Source organism: Ancylobacter crimeensis (assembly GCF_023016805.1).
Classification (GTDB): Bacteria; Pseudomonadota; Alphaproteobacteria; order Rhizobiales; family Xanthobacteraceae; genus Ancylobacter; species Ancylobacter crimeensis.
In genome coordinates this window covers 276,580-301,993 of record NZ_JALKCH010000003.1, presented here as the reverse complement: position 1 = coordinate 301,993, position 25,414 = coordinate 276,580, and the positions used below count along the sequence as shown (strand labels likewise).

Annotated in this window: 28 protein-coding genes; 14 read left to right on the top strand and 14 right to left on the bottom strand. The window is 67.1% G+C overall.

The features are described 5' to 3' along the window. Positions 1 to 141 precede the first annotated feature (141 nt). From MWN34_RS05670 to MWN34_RS05660, 3 genes are all read left to right on the top strand, one after another. Positions 142 to 351 (top strand): cold-shock protein, encoded by a 210-nt coding sequence (locus MWN34_RS05670; protein ID WP_247027434.1) that lies wholly within the window; start codon positions 142 to 144, stop codon positions 349 to 351. Positions 352 to 835: 484 nt separating this feature from the next. Beyond that, positions 836 to 1,294, top strand: coding sequence for a pseudoazurin (locus MWN34_RS05665; RefSeq protein WP_247027432.1), 459 nt, complete (start codon positions 836 to 838; stop codon positions 1,292 to 1,294). Positions 1,295 to 1,552: 258 nt separating this feature from the next. Further along, a complete protein-coding gene (locus tag MWN34_RS05660) occupies positions 1,553 to 2,041 on the top strand; it encodes a BA14K family protein (RefSeq protein ID WP_247027431.1) in 489 nt (162 codons plus the stop codon). 62 nt (positions 2,042 to 2,103) lie between these two features. Here the strand turns inward: MWN34_RS05660 and MWN34_RS05655 are convergent, their stop codons facing one another. Beyond that, a complete protein-coding gene (locus MWN34_RS05655; protein WP_247027429.1) occupies positions 2,104 to 2,886 on the bottom strand; it encodes a TIGR02186 family protein in 783 nt (260 codons plus the stop codon). After that, positions 2,883 to 3,809, bottom strand: coding sequence for a sulfite exporter TauE/SafE family protein (locus tag MWN34_RS05650; protein WP_247027427.1), 927 nt, complete (start codon positions 3,807 to 3,809; stop codon positions 2,883 to 2,885). Before MWN34_RS05650 ends, MWN34_RS05655 begins: the two co-directional genes overlap by 4 nt. A gap of 335 nt (positions 3,810 to 4,144) precedes the next feature. On the opposite strand from MWN34_RS05650, the gene MWN34_RS05645 reads away from it, so the two are divergent. After that, on the top strand, positions 4,145 to 5,440 hold the full coding sequence (locus MWN34_RS05645; protein WP_247027425.1) for a PQQ-dependent sugar dehydrogenase: 1,296 nt from the start codon (positions 4,145 to 4,147) through the stop codon (positions 5,438 to 5,440). Between the two features lie 73 nt (positions 5,441 to 5,513). After that, positions 5,514 to 5,846, top strand: coding sequence for a c-type cytochrome (locus tag MWN34_RS05640; protein WP_247027423.1), 333 nt, complete (start codon positions 5,514 to 5,516; stop codon positions 5,844 to 5,846). Here the strand turns inward: MWN34_RS05640 and MWN34_RS05635 are convergent. The 6 genes from MWN34_RS05635 to MWN34_RS05610 all read right to left on the bottom strand — a co-directional run bounded on the left by MWN34_RS05635 (position 5,824) and on the right by MWN34_RS05610 (position 11,844). Next, entirely contained in the window at positions 5,824 to 6,420 is a 597-nt protein-coding gene (locus MWN34_RS05635; RefSeq protein WP_247027422.1) for a pyroglutamyl-peptidase I, read from the bottom strand. The two genes, MWN34_RS05640 and MWN34_RS05635, sit on opposite strands and share 23 nt — an antisense overlap. Before the next feature lie 7 nt (positions 6,421 to 6,427). Continuing rightward, positions 6,428 to 6,817, bottom strand: coding sequence for a response regulator (locus MWN34_RS05630; RefSeq protein WP_247027420.1), 390 nt, complete (start codon positions 6,815 to 6,817; stop codon positions 6,428 to 6,430). 135 nt (positions 6,818 to 6,952) lie between these two features. Continuing rightward, on the bottom strand, positions 6,953 to 7,957 hold the full coding sequence (gene meaB, locus MWN34_RS05625; RefSeq protein ID WP_247027418.1) for a methylmalonyl Co-A mutase-associated GTPase MeaB: 1,005 nt from the start codon (positions 7,955 to 7,957) through the stop codon (positions 6,953 to 6,955). Continuing rightward, positions 7,958 to 8,815: a branched-chain amino acid aminotransferase gene (locus tag MWN34_RS05620; protein ID WP_247027416.1), complete on the bottom strand. Its 858-nt coding sequence runs from the start codon at positions 8,813 to 8,815 to the stop codon at positions 7,958 to 7,960. It abuts the gene before it with no gap. A 20-nt stretch (positions 8,816 to 8,835) separates the two neighbouring features. Then, positions 8,836 to 10,230: a M20/M25/M40 family metallo-hydrolase gene (locus tag MWN34_RS05615; RefSeq protein ID WP_247027414.1), complete on the bottom strand. Its 1,395-nt coding sequence runs from the start codon at positions 10,228 to 10,230 to the stop codon at positions 8,836 to 8,838. A 54-nt stretch (positions 10,231 to 10,284) separates the two neighbouring features. Further along, entirely contained in the window at positions 10,285 to 11,844 is a 1,560-nt protein-coding gene (locus MWN34_RS05610) for a helicase HerA-like domain-containing protein (RefSeq protein WP_247027412.1), read from the bottom strand. A 259-nt stretch (positions 11,845 to 12,103) separates the two neighbouring features. On the opposite strand from MWN34_RS05610, the gene folP reads away from it, so the two are divergent. The 4 genes from folP to MWN34_RS05590 all read left to right on the top strand — a co-directional run bounded on the left by folP (position 12,104) and on the right by MWN34_RS05590 (position 14,906). Further along, positions 12,104 to 12,916: a dihydropteroate synthase gene (folP, locus tag MWN34_RS05605; protein WP_247027638.1), complete on the top strand. Its 813-nt coding sequence runs from the start codon at positions 12,104 to 12,106 to the stop codon at positions 12,914 to 12,916. Continuing rightward, entirely contained in the window at positions 12,906 to 13,445 is a 540-nt protein-coding gene (gene folK / locus MWN34_RS05600) for a 2-amino-4-hydroxy-6-hydroxymethyldihydropteridine diphosphokinase (RefSeq protein ID WP_343311835.1), read from the top strand. Before folP ends, folK begins: the two co-directional genes overlap by 11 nt. A gap of 85 nt (positions 13,446 to 13,530) precedes the next feature. Continuing rightward, positions 13,531 to 14,511 carry a zinc transporter ZntB gene (locus tag MWN34_RS05595; RefSeq protein ID WP_247027410.1) on the top strand — a complete coding sequence of 327 codons (981 nt, stop codon included), beginning with the start codon at positions 13,531 to 13,533 and terminating at the stop codon, positions 14,509 to 14,511. Between the two features lie 35 nt (positions 14,512 to 14,546). Further along, complete coding sequence (locus MWN34_RS05590; protein ID WP_247027408.1) at positions 14,547 to 14,906, top strand: hypothetical protein; 360 nt, start codon at positions 14,547 to 14,549, stop codon at positions 14,904 to 14,906. A gap of 48 nt (positions 14,907 to 14,954) precedes the next feature. Here MWN34_RS05590 and MWN34_RS05585 read toward each other — a convergent pair whose 3' ends face one another. Continuing rightward, complete coding sequence (locus MWN34_RS05585) at positions 14,955 to 15,551, bottom strand: superoxide dismutase (RefSeq protein ID WP_247027407.1); 597 nt, start codon at positions 15,549 to 15,551, stop codon at positions 14,955 to 14,957. A gap of 315 nt (positions 15,552 to 15,866) precedes the next feature. On the opposite strand from MWN34_RS05585, the gene MWN34_RS05580 reads away from it, so the two are divergent. Further along, a complete protein-coding gene (locus MWN34_RS05580; RefSeq protein WP_247027405.1) occupies positions 15,867 to 17,066 on the top strand; it encodes a hypothetical protein in 1,200 nt (399 codons plus the stop codon). Positions 17,067 to 17,135: 69 nt separating this feature from the next. Here MWN34_RS05580 and MWN34_RS05575 read toward each other — a convergent pair whose 3' ends face one another. Beyond that, positions 17,136 to 19,244, bottom strand: coding sequence for a S9 family peptidase (locus MWN34_RS05575; protein ID WP_247027403.1), 2,109 nt, complete (start codon positions 19,242 to 19,244; stop codon positions 17,136 to 17,138). Continuing rightward, positions 19,241 to 19,684, bottom strand: coding sequence for a peptide-methionine (R)-S-oxide reductase MsrB (gene msrB, locus MWN34_RS05570; RefSeq protein ID WP_247027402.1), 444 nt, complete (start codon positions 19,682 to 19,684; stop codon positions 19,241 to 19,243). The genes MWN34_RS05575 and msrB overlap by 4 nt, the downstream gene beginning before the upstream one ends. Before the next feature lie 360 nt (positions 19,685 to 20,044). Between msrB and MWN34_RS05565 the strand changes: the two genes are divergently transcribed. Continuing rightward, complete coding sequence (locus MWN34_RS05565) at positions 20,045 to 20,464, top strand: Ros/MucR family transcriptional regulator (RefSeq protein ID WP_247027400.1); 420 nt, start codon at positions 20,045 to 20,047, stop codon at positions 20,462 to 20,464. 83 nt (positions 20,465 to 20,547) lie between these two features. On the opposite strand, the gene MWN34_RS05560 is transcribed toward MWN34_RS05565, so the two are convergent. Beyond that, the gene (locus MWN34_RS05560) at positions 20,548 to 20,727 is read right to left on the bottom strand and encodes a hypothetical protein (RefSeq protein WP_247027398.1); all 180 of its coding nucleotides are present in this window, start codon (positions 20,725 to 20,727) and stop codon (positions 20,548 to 20,550) included. Positions 20,728 to 21,036: 309 nt separating this feature from the next. Here MWN34_RS05560 and MWN34_RS05555 point away from each other — a divergent pair, with 309 nt between their 5' ends. Continuing rightward, positions 21,037 to 21,579, top strand: coding sequence for a DUF6456 domain-containing protein (locus tag MWN34_RS05555; RefSeq protein ID WP_247027396.1), 543 nt, complete (start codon positions 21,037 to 21,039; stop codon positions 21,577 to 21,579). A 24-nt stretch (positions 21,580 to 21,603) separates the two neighbouring features. Here the strand turns inward: MWN34_RS05555 and MWN34_RS05550 are convergent, their stop codons facing one another. Then, positions 21,604 to 22,035, bottom strand: coding sequence for a SufE family protein (locus tag MWN34_RS05550; RefSeq protein ID WP_247027394.1), 432 nt, complete (start codon positions 22,033 to 22,035; stop codon positions 21,604 to 21,606). 94 nt (positions 22,036 to 22,129) lie between these two features. Further along, positions 22,130 to 22,627 (bottom strand): DUF5330 domain-containing protein, encoded by a 498-nt coding sequence (locus tag MWN34_RS05545; RefSeq protein WP_247027392.1) that lies wholly within the window; start codon positions 22,625 to 22,627, stop codon positions 22,130 to 22,132. A gap of 327 nt (positions 22,628 to 22,954) precedes the next feature. On the opposite strand from MWN34_RS05545, the gene MWN34_RS05540 reads away from it, so the two are divergent. Then, positions 22,955 to 24,694, top strand: a complete 1,740-nt coding sequence (locus tag MWN34_RS05540; protein WP_247027390.1) for a PAS domain-containing sensor histidine kinase — start codon at positions 22,955 to 22,957, stop codon at positions 24,692 to 24,694. 8 nt (positions 24,695 to 24,702) lie between these two features. Next, positions 24,703 to 25,413 (top strand): peptidoglycan-binding protein, encoded by a 711-nt coding sequence (locus MWN34_RS05535; protein ID WP_247027388.1) that lies wholly within the window; start codon positions 24,703 to 24,705, stop codon positions 25,411 to 25,413. Position 25,414 lies beyond the last annotated feature (1 nt).

Below are 25,414 nucleotides of genomic sequence, written 5' to 3'. Positions count from 1 at the left end.
TTTCGCCCATCGATCTTGCACGTTGAACTTTGTGCAGCGCGCCTTGCGCGCCCCAGCGAAATTCCTCTCAAATCGATGACAAACCAGCGCTCGCCTATAGGTGGGCGGCCGCATTTCTACGTCGACGTAAAGGATATCGTCATGGCGACGGGTACTGTTAAGTGGTTCAACGGCCAGAAGGGCTATGGTTTCATTCAGCCGGATAACGGCGGCCCGGATGTGTTCGTGCACATCTCTGCTGTCGAGCGCGCTGGCATGACCAGCCTCAATGACGGTCAGAAGATCTCCTACGAGATCGAGACGGACCGCCGTTCGGGCAAGTCCTCGGCCGGCAACCTGCAGGCTGCGTGATTGCTGCGCCGGCCGGCCCGGAAATCCGGGCGGGCTGATGTGCCGAGATAAAAAGGCCGGGGCAACCCGGCCTTTTTTGCGTCTCGACGGTCGCATGCTGGGGTGCGGCAGATTGGTCCGGCCCCGACGGCCGCTCACAGCCGCGGCAGCGTGCCTGGAGCGGCGAGGACGTCCGGATTTTCCGATATGACCAAGCGTAAGACACCTGTCGTCGAGCGATGGATTCGTCTTTTGCCTGCAATGGATGACGCTCTCTTCGTTATTTGTTGAAAATGACAAGCTCATTCATTGTGTCGTCTACAATCTGGAATCGTTCTTTTTAAAGAAATTCAGTATGCGTCAATTCGGCGCTCATTTTTTTCCAAAAGTTCCTGATCCTCGATTATGGATCAAATGTTACTCACCCTCTCGTCATCTGCATGGGCTGACCCCGTGCGTTCCGGGCCTGTTTCCGGACAAGATCCAAAGACGATGGAGGACGTTCATGTCGAGGCTTTTCGCCATCAGCGCGTGTTTCGCGCTCGCTTTCACCGCTTCCGCCGGCGCGGCGGAGATCGAGGTGAAGATGCTCAACCAGACCCCCTCGGGCGGTCGCATGGTGTTCGAGCCGAACTTCATCAAGGCCAATCCCGGCGATACCATCCATTTCGTCGCCACCGATCCCAGCCACAATGCCGAGAGCATCGAGGGCATGATCCCGGAAGGCGCGACCCCGTGGAAGGGTGAGTTCAGCAAGGACGTCACCGTCACGGTGGACAAGGCAGGCGTCTATGGCGTGCGCTGCATGCCCCATGCCGGCATGGGCATGGTCGCCCTCATCGTGGTCGGCACCGACTGGCCGAATCTCGATGAGGCCAAGAAGGTGAAGAACCCCGGCGGCGCCAAGAAACGCTTCGACGCGCTGTTCAAGCAGGCCGAGGATATGAAGGCCGGCGCGCAGTAGACGCCGCGGCATGGCATCCGCGCAGCATGATGCGCGGGGGTGGCCGGGTGGCGGGGGCTGGGGGCTCGATACCGCCATCCGGCCGCCGATGATGCCTCGGTGGAGCGCAGGCCGCGTCCGCGCGTTGCAAGGGGACGAAATCGAGCTGGCCGATCCACGCTTTCGGTATCCTGAGGGGTGGAAGAGCTGCCGCAGCGTCCTAGATTGAAGGCGTAGGACAGTTCCCGGCTCCACGGCCCGGAATACGTGGGAGGCACTATGAAACAGCTTTTCGCCGCCATTCTGATCGCCGGCATCTCCGCGCCGGCGGTTGCGGCCCCCTTCATGCCGGTAACTCCAGCCGCGCCGGCCTCGGTCACGCTGGTGCAGTGGCCGCCACCGCCCGGCGGCCCGGGTGGTCCCGGCGGCCCGCCGCCCCGCGGTCCGGGTGGTGGCCCCGGCTATCGTCCGCCTCCGCCGGGTGGTCCGGGCGGCGGGCCCGGCTATCGTCCGCCGCCGCCCCGCGGCGGTCCCGGTTATTATCGCGGGGGCTATTACCGCCACGACGACGGTGCCGCCGTGGCGGCCGGCGTGATCGGCGGGCTGCTGCTCGGCGGCATGGCGGCCTCCGCCGCCGCCAACCAGAACCGCGCGGCGTGGAACAATCATGTCGCCTGGTGCTCGCAGACCTATCGGTCCTATCGCGCGTCGGACAACAGCTTCCAGCCCTATGGCGGACCGCGCCAGCAATGCGTCTCACCCTACTGATCGGGTGAACGGCCGGGATGCGGGCACGGCCTGCGCATCCCGGCCCATTTTCCCGTGCGGGCTCAGTCCCGACGGAACACCACGCTGGCCAGCCAGCCGACCGCCAGCGCGCCCAGCGCGGCGACAAAACCGTACAGCACCGCATGTTCACGGGCGGCCGTGGCGACCGCCTGCTCGAAATCGACCTTGGCGATGTGCAGCGGCACGCTCTGCTGCGAGATGAGCTGGCCGTCCGCGAACACCTTCGCCACCACCTGATAGTCGCCGACCGGTGCCCGGCCCGGAATCGGTATCGACGCCCGGAACACATAGGGAGCGATGAACTCGACGCCGGCCGTGCGCTCGAAATAGAGCCCTTCCGCTTTCTTCACCCGCAGGAAGGCCTGGCGGAAGGGATCGCTGGCGATCACGTCGGCATAGTCGGTGCCGACGCGCTGGAGCAAGTGATTATGGGCGAAGCCCGCCTGCTCCTGCCGCAATATGTCCGGCGCCGCGATCGCCTCCGGTGGCCGGTTGCTGAGCACGGCGAGATAGGAGGGCGCGGCGACGAAGGCGCGGCTGTCGACATTCATCCAGAGCCCCAGCCGGCGCTCCTTGCGCCAGGTGGTGAAACTCTGATTCGGCCCGCGCACGGTGACGATGACGTCATAGGCCGGCTCCGCGGCATCCGGGGTCGCGGCGTCGCCGCGCCCGATCACCCCGAACAGCGCCACATCCTCGCCGGAAAAGCTGGAGCTGATCGTCACCCGATCCTTCGAGAGCGACAGCACCACCTCTTTCGCCCGTGCCGGCAGCACGGCGACGGCGAGGAGCAGCGCCGCGAGCAGGACCGCGCGGCTCGTCACCGGCCGCTCCCGTCGATGGTGACGGCGTAGAGCTCCGTCGGCCGCACCACCTGGTCGACGGCGACGCGGATGCCGACCGAGAGCACCAGAAGACCCAGCAGCAGGCGCAGGTTTTCCGCCTTCATCGATTGCCCGGCCCGTACCCCGAACTGCGCGCCGATGGTGCCGCCTACCATGAGGATGAGGCCGAGCACGGCGTCGACCGTCTGGTTCAGCACCGCATGCATCAGGATGGCCGCGACCATGGTGCACAGCGTCAGCAGCAGCGAGGTGCCGACCGAGGTGATGGTCGGCACGCGCAGCAGGTAGATGAGCGCCGGCACCAGGATGAAGCCGCCGCCAATGCCCATCAGCGCGCCGAGGAAGCCGATGGCGAAGCCGATGCCGACCACGGGGATCGCCGATACATAGATCCGCGAGCGGCGGAACCGCATCTTGAACGGCAGGCGCAGGAACCACGGATGGGCGCCCGGCCGACGCACCACAAGGGGCTGCCCGCGCCAGCGTCGCAGCAGCGCGCGCAGGCTCTCGCTGACCATCAGCGTGCCGATGGTGCCGAGCAGCGCGATGTAGGAAATGGCGATGAAGAGGTCGAGCTGGCCATAGGCGCGCAGCAGCCGGAAGGTGAGCACGCCGGCCAATGTTCCGGTGAGGCCGCCGGTGAGCAGCATGCCGCCGAGCTGATAGTCGACCTGCCCCTTGCGCGAATAGCTGAGCGTTCCCGACAGCGAGGAGGCCGCCATGTGAGTCGAGACGCTGGCCACCGCCACCGCGGGCGCGACGCCGAGGAAGATGAGCAGCGGCGTCATCAGGAACCCGCCGCCGACCCCGAACATGCCGGAGATGAAGCCGACCGCGATGCCGAGCGCGAGCACGGTGAAGATGTCCACGGGCAATTCGGCGATGGGCAGGTAGATCGTCACGCTGGGCGGTCCCGCAGGCGGAGCGCCATGCGGGCGCGCGCTTCCCTCCCATAGCAGGAATCGCGCGGGGGTGGACATGAGTGTTGCGACGCGATGGCGGAACCCGCGCGTCGTTCGGCAGTGCAAAATAAAAATGGGCCGATTATTGCGTCGATGTAGTATCCGGCTGGCACATGCCAGTCTTGGTCGTGCGTCTTGAATGATTTTAGGGGGTGGTCAAAAGTTTTTTCCAGATAGGTCATGCTGGCTGACTTAACCTGCCCGGTCGCCGTGCTAGCGTCCTCGCGTCTAACGGGCCCGTCCGAGGCCCGACCCCCTTGGGAGGAGGAATTTTCATGACCAATACACGGCGCCGCTGGCGGCCGGCAGCTTCGCTGCTGGCGTCGACCCTGCTCGTCTCCGCCGCGCTTCACGTCGCTCCTGCGGCCGCGCAGTCGCCCTCGACCGACAATCTGGAGAAACTGTCCAATTTCCAGTCCACCGGCGCATCGATGGATATGGAAACGGTTCCTCAGGCCCAATCCAAGATCGACGCCTTCAACAAGACGCTCGCCGGCATCAAATTGCCGGATGGTTTCAAGATCTCGCTCTACGCCATCGTGCCGGATGCACGCGAGATGGCGGTCGGGCCCAATGCCGGCGTGGTGTTCGTCGGCACCCGCAAGAACAGGATCTGGGCAGTGACCGATCGCGACAAGGACCGCGTCGCCGACGAGGTGAAGGTCTTTGCGCCCTCGATCCAGCTCAAGATTCCGCATGGGCTGTGCTTCTCGAAGGACGGGGTGCTCTATTCGGTGGAACAGAACCGGGTTCTCGTCTTCCCGGCCGCCGAATTCTTCTATGAGAGCCCGGATGTAGTGGCGCTCCAGCTTGTGAAGCAGGGCGACCTCATTCCGAAATCGGAGGAATCCTACAATCACACCGCCCGCGTCTGCCGCATCGGGCCGGACGACAGGCTCTACATCACGCTCGGCAACCCCTTCAACGTACCGCCGCCGGAGAAGCTCGACCTCTTCCGGAAGGTCGGCATGGCCGGCATCATCCGCATGGACCGCGACGGCAAGAACCGCGAGGTCTATGCCTGGGGTATCCGCAACTCGGTGGGCATGGATTTCAATCCGAAGGACAAGACCCTCTGGTTCACCGACAACCAGGTGGACGGCATGGGTGACGACATCCCGCCCGGCGAGCTGAACCGCGCCACCAAGATGGGGCAGAATTTCGGCTTCCCCTATTATGGCGGCGGCTCGGTGCGCACCGTGGAGTACAAGGATCAGACACCGCCGGCCGATGCGGTGAAGCCAGAGGTCGAGATGGCCGCCCATGCCGCCGATCTCGGCATGACCTTCTACAACGCCACCCAGTTCCCGGAAAAATATCGCGGCGGCATCTTCTCGGCGCAGCACGGCTCCTGGAACCGGACCAAGCCGGTCGGCGCGCGGGTGATGTTCACCTCGCTGAAGCCGGACGGGACCGCGGACAAGACGGAAGTCTTTGCCGAAGGCTGGTTGACGCCGAATGGCGAGTATCTGGGGCGCCCGGCCTCGGTGGCCGTGCTGAATGACGGTTCGCTGCTGGTGTCCGACGACACCGCCGGCGCGATCTACCGCATCTCCTACGGCAAGAACTGAGGTTCGCCGTCCACTCCTCTCCTCACGGCGGGTCGCGCGTCCCGCCGTGAGGATCTCTGCCGGGATGAAGACCATGTCACGACTGTCAGTGCTCACCGCCATCCTGTTCGCGGTCAGCCTCTCGACGGGCGTCGCCCATGCGGGCGATGCCGCCGCCGGCAAGGCCAAGGTGTCGGCCCAATGCGCCGTCTGCCACGGCAGTGACGGCCTCTCCAAGCTGCCGGAAGCCCCCAACCTCGCGGGTCAGGTCGAGCCCTATCTGGTGAAGGCGCTGGAGGATTTCCGCTCGGGCGCCCGCAAGAACGAGATGATGAGCGTCATCGCCGAACAACTGAGCGACGACGACATCGCCAACATCGCCGCCTATTTCAGCGGCATCTCGATCACGGTCGCGCCGCCTCAGTGATGAGCGCGCGAATCACGGCCTCGAGCCCACGCCGCATGTCGGCGATCCCCGCGCCCGGCCGTGGGCGCGGGATATGCACGAAAACGGCGGTTCGCTCGCGTTCACGTGCCCAGCGGTAGCCCCGCCAGGCGAGCGCATTGCAGATATAGCCACCGGCATCGACTGAAAGCCGGGCCGGCAGTCCGGCCTCGCGCAACGCTTTCACCAGCGGGCCGAGCCGTGCGGGAGCGGGAACCAGAGCCGGCGCGCCTGTCTGAATGGCGCGTTGCGGACGCCGGCCGGCGGCGTCGGGAAAGGCGCGGCTCGCCTTGCGGCCGAACCGTTCGGGCGTCAGCGCACGGCGCCGGCCGGCGAGGCCGATCATGAGCAGGATGTCCGGGTCGCGTGCGGCAAGCTCGGCGGGCAGGGCGTCGGCCCGGACCCAGAGTGTCGGCAGGACGAGGGCGTCGACCGCAAGCCCGATCCCCGCGAGCCGGCGCGAACGGGCGAGCTGAAGCGCCAGAGCGCCGCTGGGATTGACCGGCGCGCCGGGAAAGGGACCAAAGCCGGTGACGAGCACGCGCCGCCGGCCCATCCGCGTCTCAGGCTTTCGGGCTGTTGAGCGCGGTTTTCAGCGCGTCGGCCAGCTCGTCGAGCTGGAACGGCTTGCGCACCCGCGGATAGCCCAGCCATTCGGGTGGAATGGAGCCGTCATCATAGCCGGTGGAAAACACGAAGGGCGCGCCATGGTTGCGCAGCACGTCGGCCACGGCATAGCTGCGCGTGCCGCCCAGATTGACGTCCAGCACGGCGACGTCGATCTCGGAATGGTTCGAGGCGACGAAGTCCATGGCGGCCTTGAGCTGGGTGTGCGAGGCCACGACGATGGCGCCGAGTTCCTCGACCATCGCCTCGATCATCATGGAAACGAGGGATTCGTCCTCGAGAATGAAGATTCGGCTCCCCTCAAGGGAACGCTCGGGTGCTGACATCGGTGCAGAATTTCTCGCGCAACGGTTTGTTGATGTGGTGGTAAAACCACCCCGGCAACAGAGTTAGCGGTATTTGCGTTCCCTGACCCTGTCTTTTGATATAGCGCGGTTACCTCCGCGATCACGCCTCCGGGTTCACAATCCCATCAATCGGGAGATGCGCTCCGCCGCCGCGGCAGGTGTCAGGCGGCCGCCGCCGACCTCGGCCTCCAGGCCCCGCAACTCAGCCCGGACAGCGGGGTCGCCGGAGAGGCGGGCGCGCAGCCTCTCCTCGACCAGCGCCCACATCCACTTGACCTGCTGATGCGTGCGCTTTTCGGTCAGCGCGCCGCTCGCCTCGCTCTCGGCGCGATGGCGCAGGATCGCCGCCCACAGCTCCGGCAGGCCCTCGCCGGTAAGTCCGGAGCAGGTGAGCACACGCATCGACGCGCCAGCCTCATGCCCCAGCACATGCAGCGCGCCAGCATATTCGGAGGCGGCCGCCAGCGCCCGCGGACGATTGTCGCCGTCGGCCTTGTTCACCGCGATCAGGTCGGCGATCTCGATGATGCCCTTCTTGATGCCCTGAAGCTCGTCGCCCGCGCCGGGTAGCATCAGCACCAGGAAGGTGTCGGTCATGTCCGCCACCGCCGTCTCCGACTGGCCGACGCCCACCGTCTCGACCAGCACCACGTCGAAGCCGAAGGCCTCGCAGAGCAGCAGCGTCTCGCGCGTGCGCGCTGCCACCCCGCCCAGCGTGCCGGAGGAGGGGGAGGGGCGCACGAAGGCGCGCGGATCGGCGGCGAGGCGTGCCATGCGGGTCTTGTCGCCGAGGATCGAGCCGCCGGTACGGCTGGAGGAGGGATCGACCGCCAGCACCGCGACGCGGTGACCCTGTTCCAGAAGATGCAGGCCCAGCGCGTCGATGGTGGTGGACTTGCCCACCCCCGGCACGCCGGTGATGCCGACGCGTACGGCGCGGCCGGTCTGCGGCAGCAACAGGCCGATCAGCCGCTCGGCCTCGCGCCGGTGATCCGGCCGGCGCGATTCCACGAGCGTGATCGCCCGCGCCAGCGCGCCGCGCTGCCCCGCCCGGATGCCGGCGGCGAGAGCCTCGGCATCAGGCAGCGTGCGGCGAGGCGGAGCATCTTGCGGGTTCATTCAGCCTCGATGCGCGAAAGCCCAGTAGAGCTCGCGCGCCTTCTGCGCCACCGGCCCGGGCTGAAGGACACGTTCCTCCACGCGCGTGACCGGGCTGACCTTGGAGTAGTTGCCGGTCGAGAACACCTCATCCGCCGCGCGGAAATCCTCCCACGAGAGCAGGGTTTCCTCGACGCTCACCCCCGCCTCGCGCAGCAGCGCGATCACGCGGGCGCGCGTCACGCCGGCGAGGTAGCAGCCATTCGGCGCGGCGGTCTTCACCACGCCGTCCTTCACCAGGAACAGGTTGGCGGTGGCGAGCTCGACGACGTTGCCGAGCATGTCGCGCATCGCCGCGTTGTCGAAGCCGCGCCGCGCGGCCTCCACGAGCGCCCGGCTGCCATTGGGATAGAGGCTGCCGGTCTTCGCCTCGGTCGTGGCGCATTCCGGCGTCGGACGGCGATAGGGCGAGAGGGTGATGGAGAAGCCCTTCGGCGGGGGCAGCGGCGCCTCGTAGAGGCACAGGCACCAGCGGGTGGAGGCGGGGTCGGCTTCAACCGTGTGCGGCCCTCCCGCCTCGGCCCAGTACATCGGCCGGATGTAGAGCGCCGTGCCGGGAGCGAAGCGCTTCATCCCTTCCGCCGTCAGCGCCATCCACTGCTCGACCGGCACTTTCGGATCGAGCCCCAGCGCCAGCGCCGAGCGGTTCACCCGCGCGCAATGGAGGTCGAGGTCGGGCGTCACCCCCTCGAAGGCGCGGGCGCCGTCGAACACCGAGGTGCCGAGCCACGCGGCATGGCTGCGCACGCCCATGATCGGCAGGTTGCCCTCGTGCCAGGCGCCGTCGAAGAAGGTCCAGGTCTGGGTGAAATCGGCCATGTCGGGTTCAATCCATCGGCTCAGTTCGCCAGCGCATGGAGGATGCGGGCCCAGCTGCGGATGCCCTTGTGGAACGAGGTGAGGTCGTATTTCTCGTTAGGCGAATGGATGCGGTCGTCGTCGAGCGAGAAGCCGACCAGCAGGCTATCCTGACCGAGCTGCTTCTTGAAATGGCCGACGATCGGGATCGAGCCGCCCGCGCCGATGGTAAAGGGCGCCTTGCCCCACTCATCCGCCAGAGCCTGCGCCGCCTTGCCGAGGTCCGGGCTGTCATGGGACACCGCGACCGCGCGCGAGCCCTCGCCGCCCCGGAACTCGACCCGGCAATCGGCAGGGATGCGGGCCTTGATGAAGGCGCGCACCACGTCGCGCACATGCAGCGGGTCCTGGTCCGCCACGAGGCGGCAGGAGATCTTGGCGGTGGCGATGGAGGGGATCACGGTCTTGGAGCCAGCGCCGGTGTAGCCGCCCCACATGCCGTTGACCTCGAAGGTCGGGCGCGAGGACACCAGCTCGATCAACATGCGGTCCTTCTCGCCCGAGGGAACGGAGAGGCCGATGGGGCCGAGGAAGTTCTCGGCCGTCATGCCGAGGCCGGCCCATTGCTGCTTCACCTCGTCCGGCGTCTCGCGGACATTGTCATAGAAGCCGGGAATGGTGACGCGACCGTCGGCGTCATGCACGTCGGCGATGATCTTGGCGATGACATGCAGCGGGTTCTGCGCCGCGCCGCCGTAATAGCCGGAATGCAGGTCGCGGTCGGCACAATGGACCACGATTTCCTCATGCATCAACCCGCGCAGCGAGACGGTAATGGCCGGTGTCTCGCGATCCCACATGCCGGTGTCGCAGACGAGGGCGAGGTCGGCGGCGAGCGCCTCCCTGTTGGCGGCGACGAAGGGCGGCAGGTTCAGCGAGCCGCTCTCCTCCTCGCCCTCCAGCATCAGCGTGACCTCCACGGGCAGCGCGCCGGCGACCTTCTTCCAGGCGCGGCAGGCCTCGATGAAGGTCATGATCTGCCCCTTGTCGTCCGCCGAGCCGCGGGCAACGATCCGCTTGCGGCCATCCTCGGCGGTCACGAGCTGCGCCTCGAAGGGCGGGGTGTTCCACAGCTCCAGCGGATCGACCGGCTGCACGTCGTAATGGCCGTAGAACATCACGCGGCGCGGGGCCCCGCCTTCGCTGCGGGCGGTGACGACGGGGTGGCCGGGTGTTTCGTTGAGCTTGGCAGTGAAGCCGAGCCCTTCCAGATCCTCCACCAGCCATTGGCCGGCGCGGCGGCATTCCGCCTTGTAGGCCGGATCGGTGGAGATGGAGGGGATGGCGAGCAGGGCGAACAGCCGTTCGAGGCTCGCATCGAGATCGGCATCCACGGTCGCGAGCACGCGATCGAGATCGGCTTTTGTGTCGGCCATCGGAAGGGTCCTGATTCAAACGAAGGCAGCGGGGGCGCCGCTGCGGATGAGGGTTCAGCCGCGGCTGCGGCCGCCGAGCACGTTGCGCAGGATCGCGCGCGTCACCTGGCTGGTGACCTGGCGCGTCACCTGGCGGGCGACCTGTTCGCCGACGCTCATGCCGCCGCGCGGGCCGCGCTTGAAGACGCCGCCGAGCACGCCGTCGAGCCAGCCGCCACCGCCGCCGGCGTCGGCCTCCACAGGCTTGGTCTGGGGTGCTTGGGCAGGCGCGGTGTCCTCCACCTTCTTCGCCAGCATCTCATAGGCGGACTCGCGGTCCACGACCTGGGCATATTTCGCCTTGAGCGGGCTGCGGTCGATGGAGGCGGCGCGCAGCTCCGGCGCCACCGGGCCGACCTTCGCCGTAGGCGGCAATATGAGGGTGCGTTCCACCATGGCGGGCGTTCCGTTGCCCTCCAGCATGGAGACGAGCGCCTCGCCCTTGCCGAGCTCGGTGATGACGCGGGCGACGTCGAGAGCCGGATTGGGGCGGAAGGTGTCGGCCGCCGACTTCACCGCTTTCTGGTCGCGCGGCGTGAAAGCGCGCAACGCGTGCTGCACCCGGTTGCCGAGCTGGGCCAGCACGGTATCGGGCACGTCGAGCGGGTTCTGCGTGACGAAATAGACGCCGACACCCTTGGAGCGGATCAGCCGCACCACCTGCTCGATCTTCTGCAGCAGCGCCTTGGAAGCCTCGTCGAACAGCAGGTGGGCCTCGTCGAAGAAGAACACCAGCCTAGGCTTCTCCGGGTCGCCGACCTCCGGCAGCGCCTCGAACAGTTCCGAGAGCAGCCACAACAGGAAGGAGGAATAGAGCCGCGGCGCCTGCATCAGCTTGTCAGCGGCGAGCAGGTTGATGGTGCCGTAGCCGGAGCGGCGATCCACCTGCATCAGGTCGGCGATGGCCAGCGCCGTCTCGCCGAAGAACTGGTCCGCGCCCTGGTTCTCCAGCACGAGAAGCTGGCGCTGGATGGTGCCCACCGTGGCCGAGGAGACGTTGCCATAGGTCTTGGTCAGTTCGGCGGCATGCTCGGCGATGAAGGCGAGCATGGCCCGCAGATCCTTCAGGTCGAGCAGAGGCAGACCCCGTTCGTCCGCCACCCGGAAGGCGACGTTCAGCACGCCTTCCTGCACGTCGTTGAGGTCCATGATGCGGGCGAGCATCAGCGGACCCATATCGGTCACGGTCGCCCGCACCGGATGGCCCTGCTCGCCGAACAGATCCCAGAACTCCACCGGGAACTCGTCGGGCTGATAGTCCGCGCCGACCTCGGCGTAGCGCTTCACGATCCAGTCCTGCCCCTCGCCGGGGGAGGCGACGCCGGAGAGGTCGCCCTTGATGTCGGAGGCGAAGACCGGGACGCCGGCGCGCGAGAAGCCTTCCGCGAGAGTCTGCAGCGTCACCGTCTTTCCGGTGCCTGTGGCGCCGGTCACAAGGCCGTGCCGGTTGGCGAGCTTGAGGGTCAGCCGTTCGAGCGCGATGACCTTGTCGGCCGTGTCGACCGCGGCGCCGACCAGAATGGTGCCGGGAACCTCGGCCGCTGCGTTCGGCGTGCCGCCGGTCTGTGCGCTCATGGGTGGTCCTCCCGCCTCATTGTCCGGTGCATCTATAGAGCGCAGCCGCGTGGGGTTCGGCAAGCGGCACGCACGATGCTCCCCCGAAAGCGCCTTCGGGATGGCGTTGTCCTTCGCGCTGTTGCCCCTCGTCGCTCTTGCCTTCGCGACCCAGCCGCGCAATTTGGGGGCGTGACGAGAAAGGCCCGACCGGATGTCCCTGCCGACCGATGAGACCACCCGCACGCGCGGGGGCTTTGCCCCGCCTCAGCAGCCCCGCATGGATGCGCGCGGCCGCACGCTCGCCTATGACGCGCGTACCCTCATCATGGGCATCCTCAATGTGACGCCGGATTCTTTCTCCGACGGCGGGCGCAGCTTCGCCCTCGCCGATGCGGTGGCCAATGCCCGCCGGCTGGTGGAGGAGGGTGCCGACATCCTCGACATCGGCGGCGAATCGACGAGACCCGGCCACACCCCGGTGCCGGCGGAGGAGGAGATCGCCCGCGTGGTGCCGGCGATCGAGGCTGTGCGGGCGGCGCTCGATGTGCCGATCTCGATCGACACCCAGAAGGCGCGCGTCGCGCAGGCGGCGCTGGAGGCCGGCGCCCACATCGTCAACGACATATGGGGCCTGCTCGGCGACCCCGACATGGCCCGCGTCGCCGCCGGATATGAGGCGGGCGTCGTCGCCATGCACAACCGCAGCGAAGTGGACGGCGCGGTCGATATCGTCGCCGACATCACCGGCTTCTTCGAGCGTTCGCTGGAGACGGCCGCGCGCGCGGGGATACGGGCGGACCGTATCGCGCTCGATCCCGGCATCGGCTTCGGCAAGACCTTCGAGCAGAACCTGACCGCACTCGCCCATCTGCGCGACTTCTGCGCGCTCGGCTTCCCGGTGCTGCTCGGCACCTCGCGCAAGTCGCTGATCGGAAAGGTGATCGACGCGAAGCCGGCCGAACGGGTGCCCGGCACCATCGCCTCCAACGTGCTCGGCATCGCGGCGGGCTGTGCCATCATCCGGGTGCATGACGTGGCCGCCCATGTGCAGGCTGCGCGCGTGACGGAGGCGATCGTCCGTGCCGCCTGAATTCTTCATCCGCCGCCCGCGCGTCGTCGAGAAGCGCATCGCCTATCTGTGCCTCGGCTCCAATCTCGGCGACCGCGCCGGAACCATGGCGAAGGCCGTGGGGCTGATCGCGCGGATCGGGCTGAAGATCATTGCGCGATCCTCGCTCTATCAGACCCCGCCCTGGGGACCGGTGCCGCAGGGGCCCTATCTCAACATGGTGGTCGCGGTGGAGACCGAGCTTTCCGCCCGCGAATTGCTGCACATGCTGCTCGGCGTCGAGCATGCCTTCGGCCGCGACCGCACCAAGGAGGTGCGCTTCGGCCCCCGCACCATCGACATCGACATCCTGCTCTACGGCGATGACGTGGTCGCCGAGCCGGATCTCGAAATCCCGCATCCGCGCATGATGGAGCGGGCTTTCGCGCTTGTGCCGCTGGCCGAGATCGCGCCCGATCTCGTCATCGGCGGCGTGGCGGTGAAGGAGGCGCTGGCCCGGCTGGACCGCAGCGGCATCGAGCGGGTCGAACTGCCGTCTGACCCTGCGTAAGTGCGGACAAAAGGTAGCGAGTGTCAGAAAACCGTCATCAAGCATGAGGCTCATGCGGCATCGAACATGAGACGGGGTTGACCGCGTGGCGGATGGCAAGGACGGGCTGGTGACGGCGTGGGCCTTCGACGGGGCGGGCGCGGCGCGGCGCATCGGCTGGCCGGAGATCCGCGCGTCGCATCTGCCGGGCATCGCCTTCACCTGGGTGCATCTGCGGCTGATCCCGCACGGCCACCAGCCCTGGCTGGTCGAGGAAAGCGGCATCGACCCCCGCGTCATAGACAGCCTGATCGCCGATGAGACCCGACCACGCTGCGCGCTTTATGAGAGCGGGGCGTTCCTCAATCTGCGCGGCATCAACCTGCTGCCCTATTCGCTGCCGGACGAGATGCACTCGCTGCGCATCTGGGTCGAGCCGAACCGCATCGTCTCCATCCACAAGCGCCCGCTCTCCGCCGTGGCGGACCTCGACGACGCCTTTGCCCGCGGCCGCGCGCCGCGCACGCCGGGCGAGTTCGTCGCCGATACCTCGATGCGCCTCGTCGAGCGCATGGACACCGTGGTCAACACACTTGCCGAGCAGGCCGATGAGCTGGAGGAGCTTGCGATCAGCGAGCATCTCTCCAGCCTCAGCCCGAAGGTGAGCGAGGTGCGGCGCATCGCCATCATCCTGCGCCGCTACATCGCCCCGCAGCGCGAGGCGTTGAACCATTTCTCGCTTGAGGATGCCGACTGGCTGGCCTCCCGCGACCGTCACCGTTTGCGCGAGGCGGCCGACCGGGTGACACGCTTCGCCGAGGAGCTCGATTCGATCCGCGACCGGGCCGCGGTCATCTACGACCAGCTCGTGGAGCGCCGTGCCGAGCAGATGAACCGCTCCATGCTGCTGCTCGCGGTGGTGACGGCGGTGTTCGCGCCGCTGACGCTGATCACCGGGCTGCTCGGCATGAATGTCGGCGGCATCCCGGAGGCGACGGATCCGACGGGTTTCTGGGGCATCACTGCCTTCGTCATCGCGCTCGGCGTCGCGCTCACCCTGCTGATCCGCTGGCTTCGCGTGGTGTGATAAACTGCCCGCCGGCGGTGACCGAGGTGCGCTGGATGCGAAGCGGGACGGGACTGCGGTCGCGATGGGCGCTGGTCGGGCTCTTCATGGGCCTGGCGCTGGCGTCCCGGGCTGAAGCCTATGAGTTCACCGGCGCCTTTCCCGGCGGGGATTGCCGCGCCATGGCAGCATCCGGGTCGCCGGGCGCGCTCTGGTACGGCCATTTCACCGGCCGGCGGCAGAGCCCGTGGAATCTCGACTTCATTGAGGGAAAGACGGTCGAAGGGTGCTTCCGCACGCGGGCTGAGTGCGACAACTGGCTCTACCAGTGGCGCTCGACCTACCAGCTCGACTTCTGGAACGACTATTGCGCGAAGGGCTGGCCACCGCAGCCGCGCCCCTTCCGGCCGCGCTGAGGGCGAGGGCAGGATGCGGCGCCGCGCGAGGCGGCGCCGCACATCGCGTCACGCGGCCTTGCTGTACAGCTCGGCGACATAGTCCCAGTTCACAAGGTTCTCGACGAACGCCTTGAGATAGTCGGGACGACGGTTGCGATAGTCGATGTAGTAGGAGTGTTCCCACACGTCGACGCCGAGCAGCGGGACGCCGCCCTTCACCAGCGGGTTCTCGCCGTTGGGGGTCTTCTCGACGACGAACTTGCCGTCCTTGAGCGCCAGCCACGCCCAGCCCGAGCCGAACTGGGTGGTACCGGCCGCGAGGAACTCTTCCTTGAACTTGTCGACCGAGCCGAAGTCCTCGACGAGCTTCTTCTCGATCTCGCCGGGAATCGCGCCGCCGCCATTCGGCTTCAGCCAGTTCCAGAAGTGGAGGTGGTTGTAGTGCTGCGCGGCATTGTTGAACAGGCCGGCATTCTTGCCGTAGGAGCCCTTCACGATCTCCTCGAGGGACTTGCCCTCGAACTCGGTGCCCTTCAGCAGGTTGTTGCCGTTGTTGACATAGGCGAGGTGATGCTTGTCGTGGTGGTATTCAAGCGTCTCGCGCGACATGTAAGGAGCGAGTGCGTCGTAGGAATAGGGGAGGTCGGGAAGCGTGAACGACATCGAAGCTTTCTCCGCAATTAAAGAGTGGCCGTGCCGCTCGGCGGCTGACCCTCGGAACGAGGCTTCCCCGACAGAACCGATGAGTGCCGCCGGGGCGGCGCTGACTAGATAAGTCGGTGCGGGGCGGCGGACAACCGAAAGCCTCCTATAATGCGATTTTCATAACCCATCGCCTACCTTTGCCGTGATAGCTGTGCGGCGGATGAAAGCGGACAGCAGCAGGAACGAGGACGATATGGTCGCAACAGAAAGCGCAAAGGCGGTGCGGGCTGCCCTCGCGGGCGACAGGCATGCGTCTATGCAGGGAGTGGCGTGATGGGCGCAATGGTCATCGGTATCGGCATCGCCGTTGTTCTGGTCGGCATCGCCGCAGGCTTCAACGGCCTCGCCATTTACCAATCCAGCTTCGGCAACACGCTCGTCGTCCTTGCCGGCTTCGCATTCGTCGGCGGCCTGCTGCTGGTGGCGCTGGGATTGATCCTGCGCGCGCTGGTGCGGATCGAGGACAGGCTCGCCGGCGCCGTGCATTTCGAGCCTGAAGACGAGGACCTCATCGACGTCGCCGAGACCGTCGCGGAGGATGCGGCGCCTTCCACTCCCCCGGCCATCGTGCCGCCGCCGGTGCCGCCGGCACGGCCGTCCGCTGCGGTCGTGGCGACAATGGCGACTGCCGCCGTGGCGCCGGTGGTCGAGTCCGCCCGCCTCGGTGGGGATACGGCGGCCCCGTCTCCGGCCGATGAGGGTTTCCGCATAGACACCGGCCGTTTTGCCGATGCGCTGCGCGCGCCGGACCCTCGGACGCCGGAGCCGCGCCTTTCCGAGCCGCGTATTCCCGAGCCCGAGCGCCCCACACCGAACCGGATGCCGGACCTGCGGGCTGGGGCCGCATCGGTGCCCGAGGCGCGTTCCACGGTCGCTCCGGAGCCGGTCGCCCCCGCACCCGATCTGTCCGGGATGCGCGCTGCTGCGCCGCCGCCTCTCGAACTGCCGGACGATCCCATCGTATCCGAGGCGGCCGCGCCTTCCCGTCCCGCTGGCCTGCCCAGCTGGTTCCGTCGTCGCGAACCCGCCATCCCGCCATTGCCCGCAGAGACGCTTGAAGCCCCGGCTCCCGACCTGCAGGTGAAGCCGGCGGCGCCGGAGTTGCGCCATTCATTCACGGCCACGGACGACGAGGATCCGTTCCGTTCGATGCAGGCTCCCCGTGAGGAGCCCGCGTCCTTCGCTGGCCTGTCGAGGCCTGCGGAGGAAGAGGCGGACGCTTCCCCGACGCCGGAGCTCGCGTCCGAGCCGGTTGGCGGTGAGACGGCTGAAGGGACGGAGCCGGCCGCTCCAGAGATAGAGCCGCAGGGCGGTCAGCCGGCGATCCTGAAGTCCGGAATCATCGCCGGTATGGCCTATACGCTCTATGCCGACGGTTCGATCGAGGCTGAACTGCCGGATGGCGTCATTCGCTTCAGCTCGATCCAGGAACTGCGCGACCATGTCTCCGGCGCGGTCCAGCGGCAGGGCTGAGACGGTCGGCCGGTCGAAATAAAAGGCCGGGCTGATGCCCGGCCTTTTTCATTCCATCTCTGGCATGATCTATCCACCGGCCGCACCCGCAATGGCGAGTGCGAAGGCATAGACCAGCGCGGTTTCCTCCAGTCGGTCGAACCGCCCCGCCGCGCCGCCATGGCCGGCATCCATATTGGTGCGCAGCACCAGGGGCGCGTCGTTGGTCCGCAATTCGCGCAGCCGCGCAACCCATTTGGCCGGTTCCCAATAGGTCACACGCGGATCGGTGAGCCCTGCCAGCGCGAGGATGGCCGGATAGGCGGTCTTCTCGACATTGTCATAGGGCGAGTAGCCGCGGATCCAGCGGAAGGCGGCGGGGTCGGTGATCGGGTTGCCCCATTCCGGCCATTCCGGCGGGGTGAGGGGCAGGGTGTCGTCGAGCATGGTGTTCAGCACGTCGACGAAGGGCACTTCGGCCACGATCCCGGCGAACAGGTCCGGCCGCATATTGGCGACCGCGCCCATCAGCATCCCGCCCGCCGAGCCGCCATGGGCGACGATCCGGTTCGGCGCGACGATTCCTTGCTCCGCCAGATGCTCGGCGACGTCGATGAAGTCGGTGAAGCTGTTCACCTTTTCGGCGAGCTTGCCGTTGCGATACCAGCGCCAGCCCTTCTCGGTGCCGCCCCGGATATGGGCGATGGCGTAGACGAAACCGCGATCCACCAGCGACAGCCGCGCCGTCGAGAAGGAGGCCGGCATCGCCATGCCATAGGCGCCATAGCCATAGAGCAGGCAGGGAGCGGTGCCGTCGAGCGGGGTGTCCTTCGCGAAGATGAGGGAGACTGGCACCATCTCGCCATCCGCCGCCGGCGCCATGAGGCGCCGGGTGACATAGCGTGCCGGATCGTGGCCGGACGGTACCTCCTGCCGCTTCAGGAGCGCCCGGTCGCGGCTTGCCAGATCATAGTCCCACACCTCGCCGGGCGTGGTCATGGAGGAATAGGTGAAGCGGATTCCGGTCTTGTCGAAGCCGTAACCGACATCGAGACCCAGCGCATAGGCCTCCTCGGCGAACGCGATGGCGTGCTCCTCGCCGCTCGCGATCTCGTGCGACACTATGCGCGGCAGGCCGTCCTCCCGCTCCAGCCGGACGAGATGGCCGCGCAGCGCCGCGCTGGAAAGCAAAAGCCGGCCCGGCCGGTGCGCCACCAGGTCGCGCCACGCGGTACGGCCCGGTGTGGCGAGCGGTGCGAGCATGATCTTGAAATCTTCGGCACCATCCGCATTCGTCATGATGACGAGGCTTTCGACCCCGTCGATGTCCGGATGGTGTTCGATGCCGTAGCGCAAGCCGGTGCTGCGGGGCTCGATGAGGCTTGGCGGGGTCGCCGGATCCCGGAGATCAAGCAGCCAGACCTCGCTCGTCTCGTGGTCGCCGCACTCGATCAGACCGAAGCGGCCGGACTGGGTTTCCCCCAGCGAGACGAAGAAGCCCTTGTCCGGCTCCTCATACACCAGCACGTCGCGCGCCGGATCGGTGCCGATCTCATGGCGGTAGACGAAGCTCGGCCGGTGCTCGGCATCCTGCCGGACATAGTAGAGATGGCGCCCGTCGGCCGCCCAGATCGCCGAACCGGTGGTCTCCTCGATCACGTCCGGCAGATCGGAGCCGGTCGAGAGATCGCGCACCTTCAGCGTGTAATATTCCGAGCCGTTGTCATCCACCGCCCAGGCGAGCCGGGCGTGGTCCGGGGAGTGGCGGGCGTCGCCGAAATGGAAATAGGCGGTGCCTTCGGCCAGCACATCTCCGTCCAGCAGGACCTGCTCGGCACCGGTCTCGGCGCCGGTCGGGCGGCGGCAGTGGAGGGGATGCTGCCCGCCTTCGCGAAAGCGCACATAATAGGCGAAGGGCCCGTCGGGGGCAGGAACGGAGGAATCGTCTTCCTTGATACGCCCGCGCATCTCCCGCACGAGGGTGCGGCGCCGTTCGAGATGAGGGGCGAACCACGTTTCCGCGTCCGTGTTTTCCTTCTCGAGGAAGGCGCGGATGTCGGCCGGAAGGACGGAAGGATCATGCATCACCTCCCGCCAGTTCTCGGCGCGGAGCCACGCATAGGGATCGACGAGCGTTTCACCGTGGAAGCTGCGCACCAGCGGAGCGTGGCCCGAAGGGTTGTCAGGCGGCAGGGTCACGCGGCGCCCTCGCTGGGGCTGACAGACACATCGTCGGGCGTGAAGGTCATGGCGATGCCGTTGATGCAGAAGCGCATGCCGGTGGGCTGTGGTCCGTCGGGGAACACATGGCCGAGATGGGCGTCGCAGGTCGCGCAACGCACCTCGATCCGGCGCATGCCGTAGGAATTGTCCTCGATGCCGATCACCGCCTCGCGCGACACGGGCTGGAAGAAGCTCGGCCAGCCCGTGCCGGATTCGAACTTGGCGTCGGAACGGAACAGCGGCGCATCGCAGCACACGCAGCGATACATGCCCGGTTCCTTCTGCGAAAGATGCGGGCCGGTGAAGGCGCACTCGGTGGCATGACCGCGGGTAATCTCGTACTGCTCCGGCGTGAGCTGGGCACGCCACTCAGCGTCGGACTTGACCACCTTGGGGCGGGGTGAGGCATCGGTCATCGGGAGTTCCTCGCGCAATGATGGCCTTGGAGATAGGCGGACCCAGGTGTTCCGGCAAGACGCAGCCGACCCGCCACATCAGTTTCCCCAACGTGAAGACAGGTGGCGCGCTTGTTGTGTCGCCCTGGCCTGCCATCGAAAGCCGGGATACGATGAAGCTTTATGCCGAAAAATATAGTGTCTGGTCGAGTTGATGGTTATGTGAACATAAAAATCTTGCGATTCAGACAGAATAAATCTATCACCCTCGATATGCGGTGACGCCGCTCCAGACTTGCAGATGTCAAGGAAGCTCCGGCCCGACGAGCGGCCGGCCTTTCCGACCGTCAACTCTATTGATGTCATTCTACAGAACGAGCCATGAACGACTCCGTGCAAAAAGAGAGTTATATCGAGCTGGCTGCGGACATCGTCTCCGCCTATGTCAGCAGGAATTCTGTCGCGGCAAATGACCTGCCCGCTCTGCTCGCCGATGTTCATTCCGCGCTGGAGCGTCTCGACAAGGGCGAGCCGGAGCCGGTCGCCGAGCCGCTGAAGCCCGCAGTGCCGATCAAGAAGTCGGTGTCGCCGGAGTTCATCGTGTGCCTTGAGGACGGGAAGAAGTTCAAGTCGCTCAAGCGCCATCTGCGCACGCAATACGATATGACGCCCGAGCAGTATCGCGAGAAATGGGGCCTGCCGGCCGACTACCCGATGGTGGCTCCGAATTACGCCGCCGCCCGCTCCGCGCTCGCCAAGGAGATGGGCCTCGGCCAGCAGCGTCGGCGCACCCGCCGCTGAAGGCTCGCCGGCTCGGCCGGCACATCGTTTCAGGAATGGCCGCTGCACCCGTCGGTGCGGCGGCCATTTTCGTTTCCGGCCGCTCACCAGGGGGCCTCATTCATCAGCCGCCTCAGTGCGGCATGGCGCAGGGCGTCATACCCCCTCCCGCTACGGGCGGCGCGCCGCTGCTCGCGCAGCAGGCGGGACAGGACGATGCGGCGCTCCTCCGGCGTGGTGCCGATGAAGGGGCGCAGCGTCTCCATTCGTGCGGCGAGCAACATATCTGGATCCTGTGCGCGACAAGCGCGCAGGCGAGGCGGACGCGGGGACATGGGGACTCCAGGGTGCAAATAAATATAGGTTTTTCATCCTATATCACCTGATGCCTCGTCAATCCTGTGGCGGGCTCGAATGGCCGGTAGATATATCATTCCAATTGCTACAACCTGACGCGGTTGTGCGCGTCAGGGTTGCCATATAATCTCATGATAAGTACAAAATCCTATCGTTCCGCTCTCGTCATCCGGCTTGCCGGCGTGGCGCCCGGCGTAGCGATCGTGCTGTGGCCTGTTTCGAGCTGGAGAATCAAGATGTCCTCGTCCCTCTCGCCATCTGCTTCTGCCGCCGCGCTTCGGGACGGTGTCGTTCCTCCGGCCGCCGATCCGGCAGAAAGCCCGCTCACCTGGTTCGCCCGGCGCCGCGGCAAGGATGGCCGCCCGCTCATCGCCCCGCATCAGCTTCTCGCCGGCGAGAGGCTGCGTGCCGATTTCACCCGCGCCCAGATGATGCCGCGCGTTACCGCCGACTGGAATGCGAGCGGGGTGCGCGGCTCACGGGTGCCGGGCGCGCTCGATCCCTCCGAAACCGTACTTGCCGCGAAGCAGCGGGTGCGCAACGCGCTCGGCGCGGTTGGGCCGGAATTCGCGGGCGTGCTGATGGATGTGTGCTGCTTCCTGAAAGGGCTTGAGCAGGTCGAGCAGGAACATGGCTGGCCGGCGCGCGCCGGCAAGGTCGTCCTCACCCTCGCGCTGGACCGGCTCGCGCGGCATTACGGCTATGACGCACGGGCCGTCGGCCGCTCGAACGGGCGGATCTCCACCTGGATCGCGCCGGCCGGAAACGCGGCGGAATAAGGGACGAGGCGTCTTCCGCCGAGGTCAGCTGACCGGCTGTCCGTTCTGGCGGGCAAGCCGGGCATCGGCGCGGATGCGCTCCACCATGGAACGCAGCCCGTTGGAGCGCTGCGGAGTGAGATGCTCGCGCAGGCCGATGCGCTCGAACACCGCATTCGGGTCGGTATCGAGAATCGCACCGGCAGATCGGCCGGAATAGAGCTCCATCAGGATGGCGACGAGGCCGCGCACGATATGGGCGTCCGAATCGCCGTCGAAGGTCAATACCGGATCGGGCCCGCCGGTGCTGTGGCTCGCCAGCCAGACCTGGCTGGCGCAGCCCTGCACCTTGGTGGCATCCCCGCGCAAATCCTCGGGGAAGGGCGGCAGCTTGCGGCCGAGCTCGATCAGATACCGATAGCGGTCATCCCAGCTGTCCAGCAGCTCGAAATCCTCGATGATGCTTTCGATCGTCATGCGTCCCCCGGAGCGCGCGGCCATGCTGGCTGTTCGGTGACCGGCATATAGGGTGCAGCCGCCGCGTGATGCAATGTCGCCGGGTCCTCGGGCCTCAGGCCGGTCGCTTGGGCGGCAACGGCGGCGCCGTGTGTTCCCGGGTGTCGGTCGGTGCCGGCCGTGCGCCTCCTCCCGGTGAGGTCCCCCGCCATGCGGGGCCGAGATCGTCGTCGGTCAGCGTGCTTTGCGAGGGGCGATCGGGCGGGACAGCCTGGCCCGCGGCGCGGCGCTTTTCCTGAGCGATGTGGCCCATGACATAGTCATAGACCATTCGCGCCCCGGTGCCGGCCCGTTCGCCGACGAGGTCGACGAGTTGCAAGCCGACCTCGCAAGCCCGGGGCTGGCGCTGGCAGAAGCCCGTGGCATCGGACAAGGCCGCGCCTGCCGCACCCAGCGCATCCAGCCGATCGACCCCTGAACCGTTCGTCGCGGCAGCCGCATGGCCGGCGTCCGGGGGCGTCGTGGCGGCCGGCACGCGATTCGAATCGGGCAGCGCCGGCAGCAGCATCAGCACCACCGTCAGCCAGAATGCGGTTCGCAACAGGAACAGCATGACGCCCGCCTCATCTCCATCCCACGGCACCCGATCGGTACCATGGACAACCAGAATAGCGCGGGCCCGTTGCTTATCTGGTTGTGCGTTCAGCCAAATTCGGAGCTTTTGGGAAACGGCGTCTTAACCTCTCCACGCGCTGTTGGCTCAGGGAACGGAACGTACCGTGCCGCAACGTTTTAGGGTTCGCTTAAGCGACGCATGGCACCATCGCTTGCATCGGCAGGGTCGATAACGCTGCCTGCCCAGGTTGTGAGAGCTGTGATCGCCGCGCTGGAATCCTTTCTCGATCGCCTCGTGCACCCCTCCGTGAGGGATCATGCGCTGATGGCTGCCAAGCACCGGGGGTTCATTGCCTCTCGGCTGGCGGGCGGGGTGTGCGCGCTTGCCGCGGTTCCATTTTTTGTCGGCGCGAAGGGCATGCCGGGCGTGGTCGAGGTACTGGCCTTCCTCTGGCTGCTGGCACCCATCGGCATCGCCTTCTTTCTGTCCCGCACGGGCGATCTGGAACGGGCGCACCTGCTGTCCGCGCTCACCGTTGCCGGGCTCGTCGGGGCCATGGGCTGGTCGAGCGGGGGGCTCGGCTCCTTTGTGCTGCCGTGGCTGCTGGTGGTTCCGCTGGAAGCCGCACTCACCGGCTCGCGCCGCATCGTGATCGGTGCCGCGGCTGTGGCGGCGCTGGTTGCGGTACTGCTCTTCGCCGCGTCGCTCGCCGGCATGGCACCGCCCGACGAGATGGCGCGGCTCGATCTCCAGGCACTGCGTTTCCTCAGCTTCCTCGCCGCCATCGCTTATGCCGCGGCCCTCGCGGCGGGTGCCATTCACGTCGCGGTCACGGGTGAACGGCTCAGCCGGCTGCATGAGGCGCGCTACGATCTGCTCGCGAACAATATGAGCGATCTCGTCACCCAGCACGGTCCCGGCGGCGAGGTGGTTTTTGCCTCGCCCGTAGCCCGCATTCTGCTGGGAGACGCGCCGGAAACGCTCCAGGGCGAGGGACTGTTCGAGCGGGTCCATGTCGGGGACCGCCCGAGCTATCTCTCGGCACTGGACGAGGCTGGCCGCCTTGGCGTCGGAGCGGCTGAATTCCGGCTGCGGCAGAATGGCCAGGCCACCTGCTTCGTCTGGGTCGAGATGCGCGCTCGGCTGATGGAGGCCTTGCCGGCCGATGCTTCCGGTCGCGACCTGTTGCGCAGCCGGGCGGCCGGGCGGCAGGTGGTCGCCGTCATTCGAGACATTTCCGAGCGCAAGGGCAACGAACTGGCGCTGGCCGCCGCACGCGAGACGGCAGAGAGCGCGGACCTTGCCAAGACGCGCTTCCTTGCCGCCATGAGCCACGAACTGCGCACGCCGCTCAACGCCATCATCGGCTTTTCCGAGGTGCTGGCGAGCGGGGACGACAGCCTCGTGCCGGTCGAGCGGCGCGGCGAATATGCCAGGCTGATCCATGAGAGCGGCCAGCATCTGCTCGGCGTCGTAAACAGCATTCTCGACCTGTCGCGCATCGAAGCGGGACGCGTGGAGCTGGAGCTGGAGAATTTCGATCCGCGTCCGCTGGCCGAGAGCTGCCTGTCGATGATGGCGCTGAAGGCGGGCGAGAAGAACATCGCGCTCGCCGTCGACCTCGCGGGCGCTCCCGAGCTGGTGCGGCTCGACCGCCGGGCGGTGAAGCAGATCACGCTCAACCTGCTCGCCAACGCGATCAAATTCACTCATCAGGGCAGGGTTGCGCTCGCCATGGGTGTCAGCGGACGCGAGCTGGTGCTCAGCGTCGCCGACACCGGTATCGGCATTGCCGAACCCGACATGCGCCGGCTCGGCCAACCCTTCTTCCAGGCGCGCGGAACCGTGCGGCAGGAGGGGACCGGGCTCGGCCTATCGGTGGTCAAGGCGCTGGCGGCGCTGCATGGCGGGCGTGTCGAGATCGACAGCCGGCTCGGCGAGGGCACCCGCGTCGAGGTGCGTCTGCCTCTGGAAGCGCGGGTCAGCGATGCGCGGGGCGCCAGCGTCACCCGGTTGCCGGCCCGTTCCAACCCGTCCCCGTCGACTCCCCGATTGCGCGCGTGAGGTGTGAGATGGCCCGTTCCCTGTTCGCCGAACTGACCGAAGACGACATCGCATTCCAGCGCGGCCGTTCCAGTGCGCTCGGCGGGCTGCTGCCAACGCGCCGCTCCGATGTCCTGATCACGCTGCTTTGCCTCGCCGGAGCGTGTGCTGTGGTGGTCAATGCGCTGAGCTTCCAGACCGCGACACGCGGCCCCGCTTCCAGCCGCGGTGCCGCTCCCGCCACGTCCGTGCCGCTGCCGGTCGCGGCCCCGTCGCCCACCGAACGCACAGCTTTGCCGCAGGCCGACGATGGCGATGACGATGCGCCGCTGCCGCCGAGCAAGCCGGCAGCGAATATGCCGGCTCCTGCGCCCGCGGTTCCGACCCCGGCGGCGAAGCCCAGGCCCGCCGCGCAGGCCATCGGCGCACCGGTGCAACTCGGTGCGGCGTCTCCGGCCCCCGTCGCGGCCAAGCCGTCCGGCATCGCGTCGCTGCTGGGCGGCGACGCGGCTGTCGCCCGGCCGCCGGCGGATGTCGCCGTCTCGCCGCGGGTGATGGAGGTGCAGAAGGCCCTCGCGAAGCTGGGCTATGGTCCGCTCAAGATAGACGGTCGCACCGGTGGCATGACCGAAGAGGCGATCAAGCGTTTCGAGCGCGACCGGCGCCTGCCGATCACCGGGCAGGTGAACGACCCGTTGGTGCGCGAGCTCAACGCCGTTTCCGGCATGGCGATCCGCTGAG

Bases quoted from the DNA above. Each gene is read 5' to 3' on its own strand.
- MWN34_RS05670 (WP_247027434.1), top strand. From the start codon at position 142: ATGGCGACGGGTACTGTTAAGTGGTTCAACGGCCAGAAGGGCTATGGT.
- MWN34_RS05665 (WP_247027432.1), top strand. From the start codon at position 836: ATGTCGAGGCTTTTCGCCATCAGCGCGTGTTTCGCGCTCGCTTTCACC.
- MWN34_RS05660 (WP_247027431.1), top strand. From the start codon at position 1,553: ATGAAACAGCTTTTCGCCGCCATTCTGATCGCCGGCATCTCCGCGCCG.
- MWN34_RS05645 (WP_247027425.1), top strand. From the start codon at position 4,145: ATGACCAATACACGGCGCCGCTGGCGGCCGGCAGCTTCGCTGCTGGCG.
- MWN34_RS05640 (WP_247027423.1), top strand. From the start codon at position 5,514: ATGTCACGACTGTCAGTGCTCACCGCCATCCTGTTCGCGGTCAGCCTC.
- MWN34_RS05635 (WP_247027422.1), bottom strand. From the start codon at position 6,420: ATGGGCCGGCGGCGCGTGCTCGTCACCGGCTTTGGTCCCTTTCCCGGC.
- MWN34_RS05630 (WP_247027420.1), bottom strand. From the start codon at position 6,817: ATGTCAGCACCCGAGCGTTCCCTTGAGGGGAGCCGAATCTTCATTCTC.
- meaB (WP_247027418.1), bottom strand. From the start codon at position 7,957: ATGAACCCGCAAGATGCTCCGCCTCGCCGCACGCTGCCTGATGCCGAG.
- MWN34_RS05620 (WP_247027416.1), bottom strand. From the start codon at position 8,815: ATGGCCGATTTCACCCAGACCTGGACCTTCTTCGACGGCGCCTGGCAC.
- MWN34_RS05615 (WP_247027414.1), bottom strand. From the start codon at position 10,230: ATGGCCGACACAAAAGCCGATCTCGATCGCGTGCTCGCGACCGTGGAT.
- MWN34_RS05610 (WP_247027412.1), bottom strand. From the start codon at position 11,844: ATGAGCGCACAGACCGGCGGCACGCCGAACGCAGCGGCCGAGGTTCCC.
- folP (WP_247027638.1), top strand. From the start codon at position 12,104: ATGGATGCGCGCGGCCGCACGCTCGCCTATGACGCGCGTACCCTCATC.
- MWN34_RS05590 (WP_247027408.1), top strand. From the start codon at position 14,547: ATGCGAAGCGGGACGGGACTGCGGTCGCGATGGGCGCTGGTCGGGCTC.
- MWN34_RS05585 (WP_247027407.1), bottom strand. From the start codon at position 15,551: ATGTCGTTCACGCTTCCCGACCTCCCCTATTCCTACGACGCACTCGCT.
- MWN34_RS05580 (WP_247027405.1), top strand. From the start codon at position 15,867: ATGGGCGCAATGGTCATCGGTATCGGCATCGCCGTTGTTCTGGTCGGC.
- msrB (WP_247027402.1), bottom strand. From the start codon at position 19,684: ATGACCGATGCCTCACCCCGCCCCAAGGTGGTCAAGTCCGACGCTGAG.
- MWN34_RS05565 (WP_247027400.1), top strand. From the start codon at position 20,045: ATGAACGACTCCGTGCAAAAAGAGAGTTATATCGAGCTGGCTGCGGAC.
- MWN34_RS05560 (WP_247027398.1), bottom strand. From the start codon at position 20,727: ATGTTGCTCGCCGCACGAATGGAGACGCTGCGCCCCTTCATCGGCACC.
- MWN34_RS05555 (WP_247027396.1), top strand. From the start codon at position 21,037: ATGTCCTCGTCCCTCTCGCCATCTGCTTCTGCCGCCGCGCTTCGGGAC.
- MWN34_RS05550 (WP_247027394.1), bottom strand. From the start codon at position 22,035: ATGACGATCGAAAGCATCATCGAGGATTTCGAGCTGCTGGACAGCTGG.
- MWN34_RS05545 (WP_247027392.1), bottom strand. From the start codon at position 22,627: ATGCTGTTCCTGTTGCGAACCGCATTCTGGCTGACGGTGGTGCTGATG.
- MWN34_RS05540 (WP_247027390.1), top strand. From the start codon at position 22,955: ATGGCTGCCAAGCACCGGGGGTTCATTGCCTCTCGGCTGGCGGGCGGG.
- MWN34_RS05535 (WP_247027388.1), top strand. From the start codon at position 24,703: ATGGCCCGTTCCCTGTTCGCCGAACTGACCGAAGACGACATCGCATTC.